The organism is Nocardia salmonicida (assembly GCF_036142455.1).
Taxonomy (GTDB): Bacteria; Actinomycetota; Actinomycetes; order Mycobacteriales; family Mycobacteriaceae; genus Nocardia; species Nocardia salmonicida.
Window position 1 is genome coordinate 104,303 of the sequence record NZ_CP108014.1, and the last position, 15,102, is coordinate 119,404.

Sequence of the window (15,102 nt, forward strand, 5' to 3'; positions counted from 1 at the left end):
CAGAGGAGGCAGATGACGACGTCCGGCGACACGGCGCTCCCGAGATCGGTCGAGCTGATGTGGGGCCTCGGGCAACCCGGCGGTCGCGGCCCCAAACGGGCACTGACCCTCGATCAGATCCTCGACGCCGCCACCGAAGTGGCTGATGCGGAGGGGTTCGCGGCGTTGTCGATGAACCGGGTCGCCAAGCAGCTCGGCTACACCGCGATGTCGCTGTACCGGTATGTCGACAGCAAGAACACGCTGGTCGACCTGCTGATGGACCGGGTCGTCGGGGTGCCGCCCGTGATCGCGCCGCAGACGCCGTGGCGGTCAGGGCTCGAGCAGTGGGCGCGGGCCGAATTCGCGCGGCTGGGTCGTCATCCCTGGTGGATGGATATTCCACTGAGTCGCCCGCCGATGGGCCCGAACAATATGGCGTGGCTCGAGACGGCGTTGGGGGTGCTCGCCGAAGCGGCGGTGCCGGATCCGGTCAAGCTGCAACTGGTGATGAACGTGTCGATGTTCGTGGTGGGAAAACGGCGGTTCCTGCGGGACCTGGAGGAGGAAGAGGGCGGAGACTTTCCCTCGGTGATGACCAGGGTCCTCGACCCGCAGCGCTTCCCCTGGGTGTCGGCCGCCCTGTCCGCCGCCGCGTTCGATGATGGCGATATCGAGTGGGAGCAGGCCGATTTCGAATTCGGCCTGGCCCGGTTGCTCGACGGTTACGAGGTGTTCATCGCCACTTTCGGCGACTGACTACACCGACAGATCGCGGCGCAACTTAGCGACGTGGCCAGTGGCGCGGACGTTGTACTGGGCGAGTTCGATCGTGCCCTTCTCGTCGACCAGGAAGGTCGAGCGGATCACGCCAGTCACGGTCTTGCCGTACATCATCTTCTCACCGAAAGCGCCCCATTCTTTGAGTACCTCGCGCTCGGGATCCGACAGCAGCGGGAAGGTCAGGCCCTCGTTGTCGCGGAATTTCGCCAGCTTGGCGGGCTTGTCGGGCGAGATCCCGATGACCTCGAGGCCCGCGCCACCGAGGTCGGCCAGGTTGTCGCGGAAGTCGCACGCCTGCTTGGTGCAGCCGGGGGTGCTGGCGGCCGGGTAGAAATAGACGATCACCTTGCGGCCGCGATAGTCCGACAGCGATACGTCCTTGCCGTCGGCGTCGGGCAGCGTGAACTCGGGGGCGGTGTCTCCGGGGGAGAGGCGATGGTTGTCGGTCACCACCGCACGGTAACCGACCGGGTCGGCGAGGCGCATGGATAGACTCGGTGACGAGCAGCAGACATTTACCTGGAGGTGACGGTGGCCAAGGACGACACCGACCGGATAGAACGCGAGATCGAGATCGCGCGTACCCGGTTGGCGACCACGCTCGACGAACTGGCGGTGCGCGCGGATCCGCAACGGATCGCGGACGACACCAAGAATATGGTGGTCGCCAAGTTGAACGAGCCGAAGGTCAAATACACGCTGATCGGAGCGGGCGCCCTCGTGGCCGGCCTGGTCCTGATCAAGATCTTCCGCAGCTGAATCAGCTGGCCGGACAACAAAAAACACCCGATGTGCCAACGAGTCACATCGGGTGTTTTTTGTGTTTCTACTGCGTGGGGCAGGCCAGGCCGTCGCCGTCCGGGTCGAGGTGCGGGGAGTAGCCCGCCTCGCCGCGGAACAACGGCGCGCGGCCGGCGGCCATCGCATCGTCGCAGCTGCGGAACGCGCCACCGGCCGAACCGGACTGGACCAGGTTGGCCGAGCCGGTCGCTCCGAGAATGGAGTCGAAGCTGGACGAACCGGTGCCCGCCGAGCCCGACACCGGGTCGGCGTGGGAGGCGGGAGCGGCGATCAGGGCGAGCCCTACGGCGGCAAGGCTGACGGTGAGCCGGCGAACGTTCATGAATTCCTCTATGTCTGCTGCGGTTCGGGAGTGGTGACGGCCACGATGTGGCCGGTAGCCCCGTCCACCTTTGTGACGGGGCGACCGATTGTCAACCGCACGCGACCCGAGGATTCGCCGCGAGTAGCGGTCGGTTATTCACCCAGTCTGCGCCCGGTCAGGTGTTCGGCCGGGATAGTGCCCATGCGACCCGCGTTGAAATCCTCCATCGCCTCGATGATTTCCTGGCGAGTGTTCATCACGAACGGCCCGTATTGAATCACCGGTTCGCGCAAGGGAGTTCCGCCGAGTAGCAGGACCTCGAGATCGCCGGTGGTGCTGTGCTGGGTGAGGTCGGCGGTCAGGGTGAGGGCGTCGCCCTTGCCGAAGACCACCAGTTGCCCGGCGCTGATCGGCCTGCGATCGACGCCGACCGTGCCGCTGCCCGACAGCACGTAGGCCATCGCGGTGAAGTTCTCGGGCCACGGTGTTTCCAGTTGGGCGCCGGGCACGAGCGAGGCGTGGGCGTAGGCGATCGGGGTGTAGGTGGACCCGGGGCCGGCGAAACCGGCGACCTCACCGGCGATGACGCGCACGAGGGCTCCGCCGTCGTGCGAGCTGACCAGGGTCAGTTCGCTCGCGCGCAGATCCTGGTAACGCGGGGCGGCGAACTTGTTCGCCCGCGGCAGGTTCACCCACAGCTGGATTCCGTGAAATGTGCCGCCGGAGATCACGAGCTTCTCCTCGGGCAGTTCGTCGTGCAGCATGCCGGAGCCCGCGGTCATCCACTGCGTGTCGCCCTCGCCGATGACACCGCCACCGCCCTGGGAATCGTGGTGGACCATGGTGCCGTCGAGCATGTACGTGACGGTCTCGAAGCCGCGATGCGGATGCCAGGGCGCGCCCTTGGCCGCATACGGCTCGTAGGCCACCGGCCCCATCTGGTCGAGCAGGATGAACGGGTCGGCCGAGCGCAGGTCGACGCTGGGGAACGGCCGGGTCACCTCGAATCCGGCGCCTTCCTGCTGGCGCGCGGCGGTGACGATCTGGCGAACCGGACGCTGGGTCTCGGTGACATCGGGGCGGGGCAGCCGGGGCAGCACCATGATGTCGTCGACGGTGATAGCTGGCATGGGGTGCCTCCTGGGAGCTTCGGAAGTCAGTTGGTTTCCATGTCAACCAACATGGCCCTAGAATCATTCCCGTGCCCCGATGGTTGTCCGAAGAAGAGCAGAAGACCTGGCGGTCCTACATCCTCATGCGTCAGCGTCTCGACGCCGTCCTAGCCGCGGGCCTGGGCGAACACGGGCTATCGATGGCCGACTACGAGCTGTTGGTGCCGCTGTCGGCGGCGCCCGGCGGATGCCTGCGAGCCAAGGACCTGGCCGCCGAGGTCTGCTGGGACAAGTCCAGGTTGTCCAAGCAACTGGCCCGGATGGCGACGCGCGGACTCGTCGATCGAGTACCCGCCGAGGACGACGCGCGCGGAATCGTGGTGTCGCTGACCGAGGCCGGACACAAGATCTTGCGCGAGGCCGCGCCCGAGCACGTCGAACTGGTGCGGGAGTTGTTCATCGACCGGATGACCGACGCGGAAAGCACGGCGGTCCGCTCGCTGGCCGAGAAGGTGATAGCGGCCGGCGAGGCCCGAAACGATTCAGCCGGTTAACGATTCGTGCCCGCGGCCCGATGCGTTGTAGACAGAGCTCGAACTTCGCACAGGGGTGGTGTGGCATGAAGGCAGCCGGGTTCATCGTTTCAGTGGGCATGCTGTGCGCAGTGTCGGTCGCGGGATGCTCGACGGACAGCGGCACCGCGCAACCGGCGACGACCACCGCTCGCGGTGGCTCGTGGGGTTCCGGCACACCCGTCACCGAACTGCCCGGCGCCGGCGGTCCGACGATCGCGCCGGATCAGCCGCCACCGGTCATCATCGCCCCGACGACGCCGGGCCCTCGCCCGACCGGTTCGGGCGCACCGAGCGGCGCGCCTGCCTCCACCGTGCCCCGACCGCCGGTCGCGACCGATGTCGTCTCGCTGGTCGCCGTCGACGCCGCAGGTCAACCGGCCAACGGTTTTGCCCTGACCAGTCCGACCCCGGTCGGCACCCTCGACTGCTCCTACATGTCGCCCAGTCGTTCGGCGACCACCGCGGGGATCTACGAATGCGGTGCTTCCGCCGACTCGGCCAATGTGTGCTGGGCGGCTCCCGACAGGGCCTCGCTGCTGTGCGCGAATGATCCGTGGCAGCGCGGGCTGCGCCTGTATACCGTCAGCCCACCGGTCGCCGACATCGGCAAAACCGCGTCGCCCGAGCCGTGGGCACTCGAACTCGCCGACGGCCGCCACTGCCGCATCCGCGTCGGCGGCGCCTGGGGTGGCCGCTCCGACGGTCTGGTCGGTGCCTACTCCTGCGACGGCGGGAACGACGTGGTCTTGCAGCCGTCCACCGCCCGCACCGCTATCGATACCTCCACCAGTACCTGGGTGGTCGAGGTCGGTCCGCTGGGCTCCGGCGCACCCGACTTCCCGCCCCCCGCGACTGTCGCTGTTCGCACCGCTTACTTCGCTGCAGCGGGCTGAGTTGCCGACCGGGTCAGTCGCAGATGGGCGCCCATCGCCTAGCTGATCGGTCGTCGGGTGGTCGGGATGAACTGGCGGGAGTACGCGATAGCGGCGCCGGTGTCGGTGAATATGGTGTCCTTGCCGCCGGCCGGGAGGGCGCCGATGGTGGACAGGCGATGGAGATGGTCGGCGCGTAGACCGGACAGCAGAACGGTGATGTGGCGGTGTTCCAGTTTGCGAATGGCGTCCTTGAGCACCAGCGCGCCGGTGGTGTCGAGGGCGGTGATGCGGGACATGCGCAGGATCACGACCTTGACGTCGGCGACGTCGGTCAGTTCGAGGAGAAAGCGGTGGGCGGCGGCGAAGAACAATGGGCCGTCGATGCGGTAGGCGACTATGTGGTCGCGCAGCAGATCGTGTTCTTCGCCTAGGTGGTCGCTCTCGTCGAGGGGGACCTGGTCGAGAGTGGCTTCGCGGGCGATGGCGCGGACCGCGAGGACGAGGGCGAAGCCGATGCCGATCACCACGGCGGTCACCAGGTCGAAGGCGACGGTGACGACAAAGGTCAGTGCCATGACGACGGCGTCGCCGCGCGAGGCACGTGCGATCGCGGCCAATGATGCGGCCTCGACCATGCGCACCGTGGTCGCCAGGAGTACACCGGCCAGTGCCGCGATCGGAATATCGGAGACCAGCCCGGACGCGAAATAGACGATGCCGGCCAGGACCACGGCGTGGGTGAGGGCGGCGAGTCGAGTGCGCGCGCCCGAGCGGACGTTCACCGCGGTTCTGGCGATCGCGCCGGTCGCCGGCACACCACCGAACATCGGCGCCGCGATATTGGCCAATCCCTGCCCCAACAATTCGCGGTCGGGGTCGTTGCGGGTACCGACCGCCATCGCGTCGGCGGCGGTGGCCGACAGCAGGGATTCGAGGGCGGCCAGCGCGGCGACGGCGAGGGCGGGCAACAGCAGAGTAGTCACTTCGTCGAGGTGGAGAAACGACAGCGACGGCGCGGGTAGCCCGGCCGGAATCGCGCCGACTCGCGCCAGATCGAGCCCGGCAACGCTCGCGACCACCGTCGCCAGCACCACGGTGACGAGTGCGAACGGCAGCTTCGGCAGGAAACGTCCGCCGACCAGGATCACCGCGGCCACCACGAGCGCTGTCACGAGCGCGGTCCAGTGCGGCTCGTCGACGAATCGGCACACCGCGTCGAACGCCGACTGCCAGACCTTCTCGCCGTCGGCTCCGGACACCCCCAGCGCGCCCGGAAATTGTTGCAGGGCAATCACTACCGCGATCCCTGCGGTGAACCCTTCGATCACCGGGGCGGGCATGAACCGCACCGCTCGGCCGACGCCGGCAAACGCCAGCCCGACCAGCATGATTCCGGCCATCAACCCGACGGTCAACACCCCGGACGCACCGTGTTCGGCCACGATCGGCACGAGCACCACCGTCATTGCGCCGGTCGGTCCCGACACCTGGAAACGCGAGCCACCGAACACCGCGGCCAGCGCGCCCGCCACGATCGCCGTCGCCAGGCCTGCGGCGGCACCGAGCCCGGAACTGATGCCGAATCCCAGCGCCAAGGGCAACGCCACCAGCGCCACGACCAGCCCCGACATCAGATCCGTGCCCGGCGCCCGGAAAGCGGGCGTCCACTCCGACCACGCCGGCAGCAGCGACCGCATGGTCAGCGGTTACCGAGCAGGCGCAACTTCAGCGCGGCGAGCTGCTCGCGCAGCTCCTCCGGTAGCCGGTTGCCGCCGATGCGGGCGAACCATTCGTCGATGGACCGGATTTCGGTGACCCACTCCGCGGTGTCGACGGCCAGCGCCTGTTCGACCAGTGCGCGGTCGGCATCGTCGAGGCCGGTCAGGTCGATGGCGTCGGCAGTGGGGACGTAGCCGACCGGCGTCCACTCGGCGTCGGCAGTGCCATCGAGGCGTTGCAGCGCCCACTTCAGCACGCGTACGTTATCGCCGAACCCGGGCCACAGGAACGTGCCATCGGCACCGCGGCGGAACCAGTTGACCTGGAAGATCTTCGGCAGCTTGGTGGCATCGGCCTGCTCGCCCAGCTTCAACCAGTGCGCGAAGTAATCGCCGACGTGGTAGCCGAGGAACGGCAGCATCGCCATCGGATCGCGACGCACCACGCCGACCGCACCCGCGGCCGCGGCGGTGGTCTCCGAGGACAGCGCCGAGGCGGTGAACACGCCGTGCGCCCAGTCGAAAGTCTCGGTCACCAGTGGCACCGTGCTCGCCCGTCGGCCACCGAAGAAGATCGCCGAGATCGGTACGCCGGTTGGATCGTTCCACTCCGGCGCGACCGAGGGGCACTGCTCGATCGGTGTGCAGTACCGCGAATTCGGGTGTGCGGCAGGGGTTCCTGACGCAGGCGTCCAGTCGTTGCCGCGCCAGTCGGTGAGGTGGGCGGGTGGCTCTTTCGTGAGGCCCTCCCACCACACATCACCGTTGTCGGTGAAAGCGGTGTTGGTGAAGATCGAGTTGCCTCGGTCGATGGTGGCGATCGCGTTGGGGTTGGTGCGCGCGCCGGTTCCGGGCGCGACACCGAAGAACCCGGCCTCCGGGTTCACCGCGTAGAGCCTGCCGTCGGCGCCGAAACGCATCCAGGCGATGTCGTCGCCGATGGTCTCGGCCTGCCAGCCGGGTAGCGCGGGCTCGAGCATCGCCAGGTTGGTCTTGCCGCACGAGGACGGGAACGCGGCCGCCACGTAGTGCGTCTTGCCCTTCGGCGAGGTGAGTTTGAGGATGAGCATGTGCTCGGCCAGCCAGCCCTCGTCGCGCCCGACGACCGAGGCGATCCGCAGCGCGAAGCACTTCTTGCCGAGCAAGGCATTGCCGCCGTAGCCCGAGCCGTAGCTCCAGATCGTGCGTGACTCGGGGAAGTGCGCGATGTACTTGGTGTGGTCGCACGGCCACGCCACGTCGGTCCGGCCGACGCGCAGCGGTGCGCCGACCGAATGCAGGCAGCGCACGAATTCGGTGTCGCCGGTGAGTTTTTCCCATACGGGTGCACCGGAACGGGTCATGATCTGCATCGACACCGCCACATACGGCGAATCGGTGATCTGTACTCCGAAGCTGGGCTCAGCGGAATCGAGTGGGCCCATGCAGAAGGCGATCACGTACATCGTGCGGCCCGCCATCGCGCCGCGGTAGTGCTCGGTGAGCACGGTGCGCATATCGACCGGGTCGACCCAGTTGTTGGTCGGGCCCGCGTCCGTGGGGTCCTCGGAGCAGATGAATGTGCGGTCTTCGACCCTGGCGACGTCGTCGGGGTCGGAGACACACCAGAAGGAGTTCGGTTTGCCGGTGAGCCGGACGAAAGTGCCCTTCTCGACGAGCTCGTCGGTGAGTCGATCCCATTCCGAGGGGGACCCGTCGCACCAGACGACGCGGTCGGGGGCGGTGAGTTCCGCGATCTCGTCGACCCAGGCCAGGATGGCCGGGTGGTCGGTGGAAAGCGTCGTCGGCGCGGAGTTCGCGGTCACGGGTGTTCTCCTTCTTGACTTGCTAGGTATCCAATTTAGAAATTATGCAATCAAACGGCGTGGGAAGCATGATGCTGCTCGGTTGGATCAGGCGGGGTCTAGTAGCTCGGCTTGTCCGGCGACGACGCCGGTCAGGATCGCGCGAGCCACGATCAGCAGCTCTTTCACTCGTGGCGAGGTGAGTTCGTAGGTCACCGAGAGGCCCTCTCGCCGGGCCGTCACCAGCCCTGCTCGACGCAGGATAGCCAACTGCTGAGACAGGTTCGCCGCCTCGACGCCGACTTCGGGGAGCATCTCCGATACCGCGTATTCGCGTTCGCTGAGCAGCTCCAGAACCCGGATACGAATCGGGTGGCCGAGCGTTTTGAAGAAGTCGGCCTTCATCTGGTACAGCGGTCTGCTCAATCCTGGCACCGTCGCGAACCCCGTCCTGGTGTGGCGGTATAGTATTGCTTACTTTAGCAAACAGGCTAACAGGAGAGATATGCCCCTCGCCTCGCTCAACGGCATCCAGCTCAACTACGACGTCACCGGATCGGGGCCGTTGGTCCTGCTCGTGATGGGTAGTGGCAGCCCCGGTCGGGTCTGGCGTACCTATCAGGTGCCCGCGCTCGTCAAGGCGGGGTTCACCGTCGCCACTGTCGACAACCGGGGGATCGCGCCGTCGTCGGAGTCGGCTTCCGGGATCACCATGGCGCAACTGGTCGGCGATACCGCCGCGCTGATCGAGCACCTCGGGGCCCCGGCGCATGTGGTCGGTACCTCGATGGGGTCGCGGATCGTCGCCGAACTCGCGCTGGTTCGACCCGAGCTGCTGCGCACGGCAGTGATGTTCGCCGCTACCGCGCGTCCGCATCCGGTGACGAGCACGCTCAGCAAGGGCGAGCAGGCGTTGTTCGACAAGGGAATTCAGTTGCCGCCGGAGTACGCGGCGGCGGTCAAGGCGATGGTGAATCTGTCGCCGCACACCCTGGCCGATCCGGCCAAGGCTCAGGAGTGGCTCGACATCTTCGAATTCACCTCGGGGAAGGGAACTCCCGGCACTCGGGCGCAAGCGGGGATGGATCGGTCGCAGGATCGGCGGGCGGCCTATCGGGGGATCTCGGTGCCCAGCTTGGTTGTCGGGTTCGCCGATGACCAGATGGTGCCGCCGCGGTTCTGCCGGGAGGTCGCCGAGGCGATCCCGACGGCCGGCTATACCGAGATCGAGCGGTGCGGGCACTACGGGTATCTGGAGCGGCCCGATGAGGTCAATCGGGTCCTCATCGAATTCCTCTCCGCCGCTCGATAACTCACGACGTCCAGCTGACGACGTGACGGGTATCTAGCCCGGCATCGTCAGTGCTGATGCCGCGGCCGCGCCGATCGCGGCCGCGACCGCGGTGAGCGCGGGGGAGTGCAGTTTCCACTGCTGCCAGTACAGCGGGACATCGATGTGGGAGTCGCCGTCGATGTTCACCAAAGTGCCTGCGGTGCGGTCTTGCTCGGTTTGCAGATCGGGCAGCATGCCCCAACCGAGTCCGAGCCGCACCGCATCGACGAACGCGCTCGACGACGGCACGTAGTGACCGGGCGGGTCGACCCGGCGACGGGTGCGGCGGCGCAGTTGGCGCAGCTGGAGGTCGTCCTTGCGGTCGAAGTGCACGACCGGCGCGTGGGTGTAGGCGGCCGGGGTCGGGCCGTCGGGGAACCAGGTGCGAACGAACTGTGGTGTCGCGGTCGGGCGGTAGCGCATCGCGCCCAGCGGGGTGACGGTGCAGCCCTGCACCGGCGTCGCGGTCGCGGTGATCGCGGCCGTCACCGTGCCGTCGCGCAGCAATCGGGTGGTGTGTTCCTCGTCTTCGCGGTGCAGGTCGAAGGTGATCCCGGCGGGCACGCGCGCGAGCGCGGGCATCACCCACGATTCGAGGGAGTCGGCGTTGACGGCGATCGGGATGCGGATCGGCCGGTCGGCGGGGCGGTCGGCATCGCCGAGTTCGCGCGCGGTGTCGCCGGCGAGCAACTCCACCTGCCTGGCCAGACGCAGCACCGCGAGCCCGGATTCGGTGGGGCGCACCGGTTTCGAGCGTTGCACGAGGACGCGCCCCGCTGATTCCTCCAGTGCCTTGATCCGCTGACTGATCGCCGACGGGGTGAGGTCGAGTCGGCGCGCGGCCGCGTCGAAGGTGCCCTCGGTGAGGACGGCGTTGAGCGCGCGCAACTGGTCCAACTGGAGATCCACCTAAGCAACTCTAATGGTTGTTAAGAATCATTAGCTGGACTGAATATTGACGGCCTCTTAGCGTCGATGGGGTGACGGCATCATCGGCGGCGCTGGCCGCCCTCTCCGGATTGGGCTTCGGGCTCTCGCTCATCGTGGCGATCGGCGCGCAGAACGCGTTCGTGCTGCGCCAAGGGGTGCGTGGGCAGCACGTGCTGCCGGTGATCGCGGTGTGCGCGGTGTCCGACATCGTGTTGATCGGCGCGGGAGTGGCCGGGTTCGGCACGGTCGTCGAGTCGTTTCCAGCGGTTGTGACCGTTGCCAAGTACGCGGGGGCGGCCTTTCTGGTCGGCTACGCGCTGCTGGCGGCTCGGCGCGCCCTCGGTTCGTCGACCCTGATCGCCGAAGCGGCGGGCGCCTCGGTGGCCGTCGGCGCCTCCGTGCTCACCTGCCTGGCGCTCACCTGGCTCAATCCGCACGTGTACCTGGACACACTGGTCCTGCTCGGCTCCTTCGCCAGCACCTACGCGACGCCCGACCGCTGGTTCCTGGCCGCGGGCGCCATGCTCGCCAGCGTCGTCTGGTTCGCCGCCCTCGGCTACGGTGCTCGCCGGCTCGGTCCGCTCTTCGCGCGCCCGATCGCGTGGCGGGTCCTGGATTCACTGATCGCCCTGGTCATGCTCGCGCTGGCCATCGGGCTGCTGCTCGCCTGAGGGGCGAGCGCTAGGACTCCCACGGCTTCACCGGTGGCTTGACCCACAGCAGTTTCTCGTCGGCATGGGTGCGCACCGCGGCGGCGTGCTCGGGGTTGCGAGCCGCCCAGGCGTCCTTCTGGTCGAGCAGGTCGGCGACCACCTGCCAGGTCTCGCCGGTACTCGGCGGGTTGGTGTCGGCGGCACGGGCCAGCTTGCGCAGGGTGGCCGTGGGCAGGGCGAGCAGTTCGGCGCTGCGGATATCGCGTGACCAGGCGTAGGCGGCCATGCGGCGGGCCTTGGCGACGCGGCTGGCGGTAGCCGCGTCGGAATGCGCGTGATCGGGTGCCTGATCGGCGCTGTCTGGCACGACGGTGATTCTACGACGAAACGCCCGCGCTCCGGTCGGCGATGACCGGGGCGCGGGCGTTCACCCGTCAGGTAGTTCAGTAGGCGCTGTCGACGTCGAGCGCCTGGTGACGGTGGATCAGTACGCGCTGTTGACGTTGTCCATCGAGCCGTAGCGGTTGGCCGCGTAGTTGCAGGCCGCGACGATGTTGGACACCGGGTTCCAGACGTCGAAGGGGGTGCCATCGACATGGAAGGAGGCGAAGGTGGGGTCGATCACCTGGAGCAGGCCCTTGGAGGGGATGCCGTTGATCGCGTTGATGTCCCACAGGTTGATCGCCTGGGGGTTACCGGTCGACTCACGCATGATGTTGCGGTGGATGCCCTCGTAGGTGCCGGGGATGCCCTTCGCCGCCATGATGTCGAGCGCCTCACGGATCCAGCCGTCGAGGTTGTTCTCGTAGGCGCGGGGGGCCGGTGCGGGCTCGGGCATCGGGGCCGGAGCGGCCTCGGGGGCCGGTGCCGGTACGGGGGCGGCTTGCGGCGCGGGCGCCGGGGCAGGGATGGCCTGGATGGCGGGTGCGGCGGCAGCGGGGATGTTCTCCGCCTGCTCGACGACCATGGCGGCACGCTCGGGAACGCTGTCGTCGGCGAACGAGACGGCGGAGGACGCGGCTACGGCGACCAGACCGACCGCGGCGACTGCCACGGTGAACGCCTCACGGCGCGAGCGACGGCCGATAACGGTGCTGAGCTTGTCTTTGTTGAGCATTGCTTCTCTGTTCCTTCATCTCTGTCTGGCGACGCAGGCCCTGATGTAGGGCGCGATGGATCGCGCAGCGCGCACGGGAGTACACGCCGGTCAGGCGATGCGTTGTTTCTGTCTGTATGGGAAGGTGCGACACTGTCGGGGGACGAACGCTCGATGGCAGTTCATCGCTGGCGCCGCACGGTGCTCCACAGCTGGCTGCGGGGAGACCACGCGCTGTTCGGTGCTATCGGAGGTTGGATACTCCCGGGCTAACCAAACCGCAGGTCCGTTTGTGACCTGATGACAGAATGGTCACGACGGGTTAACGCAAGGTGAACGAAACTTGAACGGCAAACGTTGCCGATCTTGGTTCATTGCCGAGCAGTTGCAGAATCGTTATGTATGCAGGAGGTTTGCCAGCCTGATCTGCGTGGCGGCCGTCACAGAAAAAGTTTGCCCGAATCGTGTTTCGCAGGGGTTTTCGCAGCTCGGGGGAGTTCGAATCGGGGCCTGAGCGCACTAGCACGGGTTAATCCATGGCGGTTCGATAACGAGACCGTGACCGTTGTCCGGCAGGGTGGTGGAGGGGAACGGCTGGACAACACGGAGACGGCCCCCGGCGTCCCACCTGAGCCGTATCGCCGGATGGTGCGGGCGCGCGGCTGCTCTACTGCTGGGTCTTGCTGCGTCTCGGGCTCGACTGAGCGGGCCCGTCCTGGGCGTTGAGCCTGTGGGACGGCTTCCCTGTCGACATCACCGCCATGCGCACCCGAATGGTCGGGCGGGGGTGTCGGCCTCGATGTGCGGATAGCGAACTTTCGGTAACGTCCGATCCGGCAGGGGAAACAAACAAGGCCCTTGACCGTATTACCTGGTCAAGGGCCTTGTTTGTGGTGCGCCATCAGGGACTTGAACCCCGAACCCGCTGATAAGAGCACTCGGTCAGCATTGCCGCAGGTAACGCAGCTCGATCGCTACCGGTGGGCTGCCGATGTCGCCCGCGTCGCCCGCGTGGGGCGTGCGGCATGACCGGCCGGACTGTGACTGTTGTCACACCCGAGGTTGAGCCGACAATCTCGCGAAGTGAATTGGTAATCCTCCTGCGACTCGCCGAAGCTTCCGGCCAGAACTACCTCATCCAGTTCGGGACCGACCACGCATCGCGCCATCTCGCGCTCACGGCACGTTGGGACAATCTGCTTGCCGCACTGGGGATTTCGCATTCGGAACTGGCGCTGTGATCGCGGGTCGCCTTACCACTGCAAGGTTGGTAAAAGGTAGGTCCGCCGGTCAGCAATTTGTAGGGTTCAAATCCGGAGGTTCTATGTCCGGTTGTGCGAATCTTTGCCCATGACCAGAGAGAGGGGGACCAACCGGCCAGTTCCGGCCGGTTGGGCAAATCCCATTACCGATTGGACAGCCGCGTTGCGCGCGAGTGGAGCACCTGCCACCACATGCACGACGCGGCTGTCTCATATCCGACGACTGGCGCGCGGCATGGGCGAGGACTCCTCGCCATGGAGCGTGACCACTGATCAGCTGATCGCGTGGGCCGGTGCCCAGGACTGGCAACGCGAGACGCGCCGGTCTTTCCGATCCTCGGCGCTGATGTTCTACCGGTGGGCAGTCGACGCCGGGCGCACCGAGGTCAATCCGGCCGAGAAGCTGCCGAAGGTCAAAGCGGCCGATCCGACCGCGATGCCAGCGCCCGAGGCGGTCTACGCGCGGGCGCTGGCGATAGCCCAGCCACGGGAACGGTTGATGTTGCGTCTTGCTGCGGAGTGCGGGTTGCGTCGGGGTGAGGTCGCCCGCGTCCACAGCAATGACCTAGTGCGAACGTTCGACGGCTGGACGCTGGTAGTCCACGGTAAGGGCGACAAGACACGGAACATGCCGCTGCCGGATGATCTCGCGGCCGAGGTGCGCAAGCTGCCGCCCGGCTGGGCCTTCCAAGGCGCCGATAAGGGTCACTTATCGGCGGCATGGATCGGCAAGCTGATCGCCCGAATGCTGCCGGGCGTGTGGTCGATGCACTCTCTACGGCACCGGTTCGGCACGGTGGCCTACAGCGTCGATCGGGACATCCTTGTGGTTCAGGAACTACTAGGCCACGTCTCGCCGGTCACGACTCAGCGGTACGTGCGGCTACCGGCCGAGTCCCTGCGCCGCACGGTGAACGCGGTTCAGCGCACGGCTTGATCCATCATTGACCGGGCCCATGGTGAGGTCCGGTGTTCGACGGGCAGCGCGGCCAGACCGGCGTCCGCCTCGCGGGCGGCGTCGGTCGGTCGGCCCATCGCGGCCATGACTATGCCGCGTTCCAAACCCCAGAAACCTGCGGTGTACCAGTAGCCGTACGCGGGTAGTTCGATCCCGTCGACCCGTTCGGCAGCGGTGTCGGCTTGGTGCAGGGCGCGGGCTGCGCGGCGCCGATCACCTTGCAGCGCAAGCAATTCGGCCCGTTGGTACCGGTCGTACACGCCGAGGATCGGGTGAGCGCCAGTGACCGCGATCGCGGCATCAGTGAGCGCGACGGCCATAGGCAGATTGCCGCAGTGCCGGGCGGTGTAGGCACGGAACGAATGCGCGTGCGCCAGCTGGGAATCGTCGCCCGCGTGGGTGGCCAGCTTCGCGGCGTCGGCCAGTACCTTGTCTGCCACCAGCGGCCGGTCCGTCGCGTGCTCGAGCCATCCGCGATAGCGGGCCACCTCGGACGCGAGCACGGCGCTGGCTGTGCCTCCCGCTTGGTGACCGGCCAGCGCGCGGGCGGCGGCGTCCATCCCCCGAACCATCTGGACTACCAGCGCCGAGCCCACGGCGTCTTCCAGATGGCGCGCCCGGTCGAGGATCACGGCGATATCGGCCAGCCCGCTTGTGCCTGCGGTAGATGGATCGGACAGCGTGGCCTCTAGCCGGGCGGTGTCCACGTCGGATAGGCCGAGTGCCGGATCGGACAGCACGTTGCGGTATGCGTCCCGCACGGCGGGTGTCACCGGTTTCTGTCCGGTCTCCACGAGCGACAGATAGCCGGGGGTGAATGCCACGCGGGCAGCCATGCGCCGCAATGGGAGTCCGGCCAGCTCACGCAGTTCGCGCAGCAGCTCCCCGGTTACCGGCGAATCGGTAAACACAAGGAAACAGTAACCGTCTTCCCCGGTC

The 15,102-nt window shown here is 67.2% G+C and carries 18 protein-coding genes; 8 read left to right on the forward strand and 10 right to left on the reverse strand.

Features of this window, described 5'->3' with window-relative positions:
- Positions 1-12 precede the first annotated feature (12 nt).
- Positions 13-738 (forward strand): TetR/AcrR family transcriptional regulator, encoded by a 726-nt coding sequence (locus OHS03_RS00485; protein WP_062985126.1) that lies wholly within the window; start codon positions 13-15, stop codon positions 736-738.
- On the opposite strand, the gene bcp is transcribed toward OHS03_RS00485, so the two are convergent.
- Positions 739-1,212, reverse strand: coding sequence for a thioredoxin-dependent thiol peroxidase (gene bcp, locus OHS03_RS00490; RefSeq protein ID WP_328659872.1), 474 nt, complete (start codon positions 1,210-1,212; stop codon positions 739-741). It lies immediately after the preceding gene.
- 75 nt (positions 1,213-1,287) lie between these two features.
- On the opposite strand from bcp, the gene OHS03_RS00495 reads away from it, so the two are divergent.
- Positions 1,288-1,521, forward strand: coding sequence for a DUF3618 domain-containing protein (locus OHS03_RS00495; protein ID WP_082844000.1), 234 nt, complete (start codon positions 1,288-1,290; stop codon positions 1,519-1,521).
- A 67-nt stretch (positions 1,522-1,588) separates the two neighbouring features.
- Here the strand turns inward: OHS03_RS00495 and OHS03_RS00500 are convergent, their stop codons facing one another.
- Positions 1,589-1,885, reverse strand: coding sequence for an excalibur calcium-binding domain-containing protein (locus OHS03_RS00500; protein WP_328659874.1), 297 nt, complete (start codon positions 1,883-1,885; stop codon positions 1,589-1,591).
- Positions 1,886-2,019: 134 nt separating this feature from the next.
- The gene (locus OHS03_RS00505) at positions 2,020-2,997 is read right to left on the reverse strand and encodes a pirin family protein (RefSeq protein WP_328659876.1); all 978 of its coding nucleotides are present in this window, start codon (positions 2,995-2,997) and stop codon (positions 2,020-2,022) included.
- Positions 2,998-3,068: 71 nt separating this feature from the next.
- Here OHS03_RS00505 and OHS03_RS00510 point away from each other — a divergent pair, with 71 nt between their 5' ends.
- Together OHS03_RS00510 and OHS03_RS00515 are read left to right on the forward strand one after the other, a co-directional pair.
- Entirely contained in the window at positions 3,069-3,533 is a 465-nt protein-coding gene (locus OHS03_RS00510; RefSeq protein ID WP_056821620.1) for a MarR family winged helix-turn-helix transcriptional regulator, read from the forward strand.
- Between the two features lie 65 nt (positions 3,534-3,598).
- On the forward strand, positions 3,599-4,447 hold the full coding sequence (locus tag OHS03_RS00515; RefSeq protein ID WP_328659878.1) for a hypothetical protein: 849 nt from the start codon (positions 3,599-3,601) through the stop codon (positions 4,445-4,447).
- A gap of 38 nt (positions 4,448-4,485) precedes the next feature.
- Here OHS03_RS00515 and OHS03_RS00520 read toward each other — a convergent pair whose 3' ends face one another.
- From OHS03_RS00520 to OHS03_RS00530, 3 genes are all read right to left on the reverse strand, one after another.
- Positions 4,486-6,126: a SulP family inorganic anion transporter gene (locus tag OHS03_RS00520; protein ID WP_407942442.1), complete on the reverse strand. Its 1,641-nt coding sequence runs from the start codon at positions 6,124-6,126 to the stop codon at positions 4,486-4,488.
- 2 nt (positions 6,127-6,128) lie between these two features.
- A complete protein-coding gene (locus tag OHS03_RS00525) occupies positions 6,129-7,952 on the reverse strand; it encodes a phosphoenolpyruvate carboxykinase (GTP) (protein ID WP_328659880.1) in 1,824 nt (607 codons plus the stop codon).
- Positions 7,953-8,039: 87 nt separating this feature from the next.
- Complete coding sequence (locus OHS03_RS00530; protein ID WP_056821611.1) at positions 8,040-8,336, reverse strand: ArsR/SmtB family transcription factor; 297 nt, start codon at positions 8,334-8,336, stop codon at positions 8,040-8,042.
- A gap of 100 nt (positions 8,337-8,436) precedes the next feature.
- Here OHS03_RS00530 and OHS03_RS00535 point away from each other — a divergent pair, with 100 nt between their 5' ends.
- Entirely contained in the window at positions 8,437-9,243 is an 807-nt protein-coding gene (locus OHS03_RS00535; RefSeq protein ID WP_328659882.1) for an alpha/beta fold hydrolase, read from the forward strand.
- Positions 9,244-9,276: 33 nt separating this feature from the next.
- Here OHS03_RS00535 and OHS03_RS00540 read toward each other — a convergent pair whose 3' ends face one another.
- Positions 9,277-10,173 (reverse strand): LysR family transcriptional regulator ArgP, encoded by an 897-nt coding sequence (locus OHS03_RS00540; RefSeq protein WP_056821607.1) that lies wholly within the window; start codon positions 10,171-10,173, stop codon positions 9,277-9,279.
- A gap of 71 nt (positions 10,174-10,244) precedes the next feature.
- Between OHS03_RS00540 and OHS03_RS00545 the strand changes: the two genes are divergently transcribed.
- A complete protein-coding gene (locus OHS03_RS00545; RefSeq protein ID WP_235569839.1) occupies positions 10,245-10,865 on the forward strand; it encodes a LysE/ArgO family amino acid transporter in 621 nt (206 codons plus the stop codon).
- A gap of 10 nt (positions 10,866-10,875) precedes the next feature.
- Here OHS03_RS00545 and OHS03_RS00550 read toward each other — a convergent pair whose 3' ends face one another.
- Both OHS03_RS00550 and OHS03_RS00555 read right to left on the reverse strand, forming a co-directional pair.
- Positions 10,876-11,214 (reverse strand): hypothetical protein, encoded by a 339-nt coding sequence (locus OHS03_RS00550; RefSeq protein ID WP_056821605.1) that lies wholly within the window; start codon positions 11,212-11,214, stop codon positions 10,876-10,878.
- Positions 11,215-11,331: 117 nt separating this feature from the next.
- Positions 11,332-11,964: a transglycosylase SLT domain-containing protein gene (locus tag OHS03_RS00555; RefSeq protein WP_328659884.1), complete on the reverse strand. Its 633-nt coding sequence runs from the start codon at positions 11,962-11,964 to the stop codon at positions 11,332-11,334.
- A gap of 1,004 nt (positions 11,965-12,968) precedes the next feature.
- Between OHS03_RS00555 and OHS03_RS00560 the strand changes: the two genes are divergently transcribed.
- Positions 12,969-13,184, forward strand: a complete 216-nt coding sequence (locus tag OHS03_RS00560; RefSeq protein ID WP_328659886.1) for a hypothetical protein — start codon at positions 12,969-12,971, stop codon at positions 13,182-13,184.
- A 283-nt stretch (positions 13,185-13,467) separates the two neighbouring features.
- Entirely contained in the window at positions 13,468-14,142 is a 675-nt protein-coding gene (locus OHS03_RS00565) for a tyrosine-type recombinase/integrase (RefSeq protein WP_328659888.1), read from the forward strand.
- On the opposite strand, the gene OHS03_RS00570 is transcribed toward OHS03_RS00565, so the two are convergent.
- Positions 14,127-15,074, reverse strand: a complete 948-nt coding sequence (locus tag OHS03_RS00570; RefSeq protein ID WP_328659890.1) for a helix-turn-helix domain-containing protein — start codon at positions 15,072-15,074, stop codon at positions 14,127-14,129. The genes OHS03_RS00565 and OHS03_RS00570 overlap by 16 nt on opposite strands.
- Between the last annotated feature and the right edge of the window lie 28 nt (positions 15,075-15,102).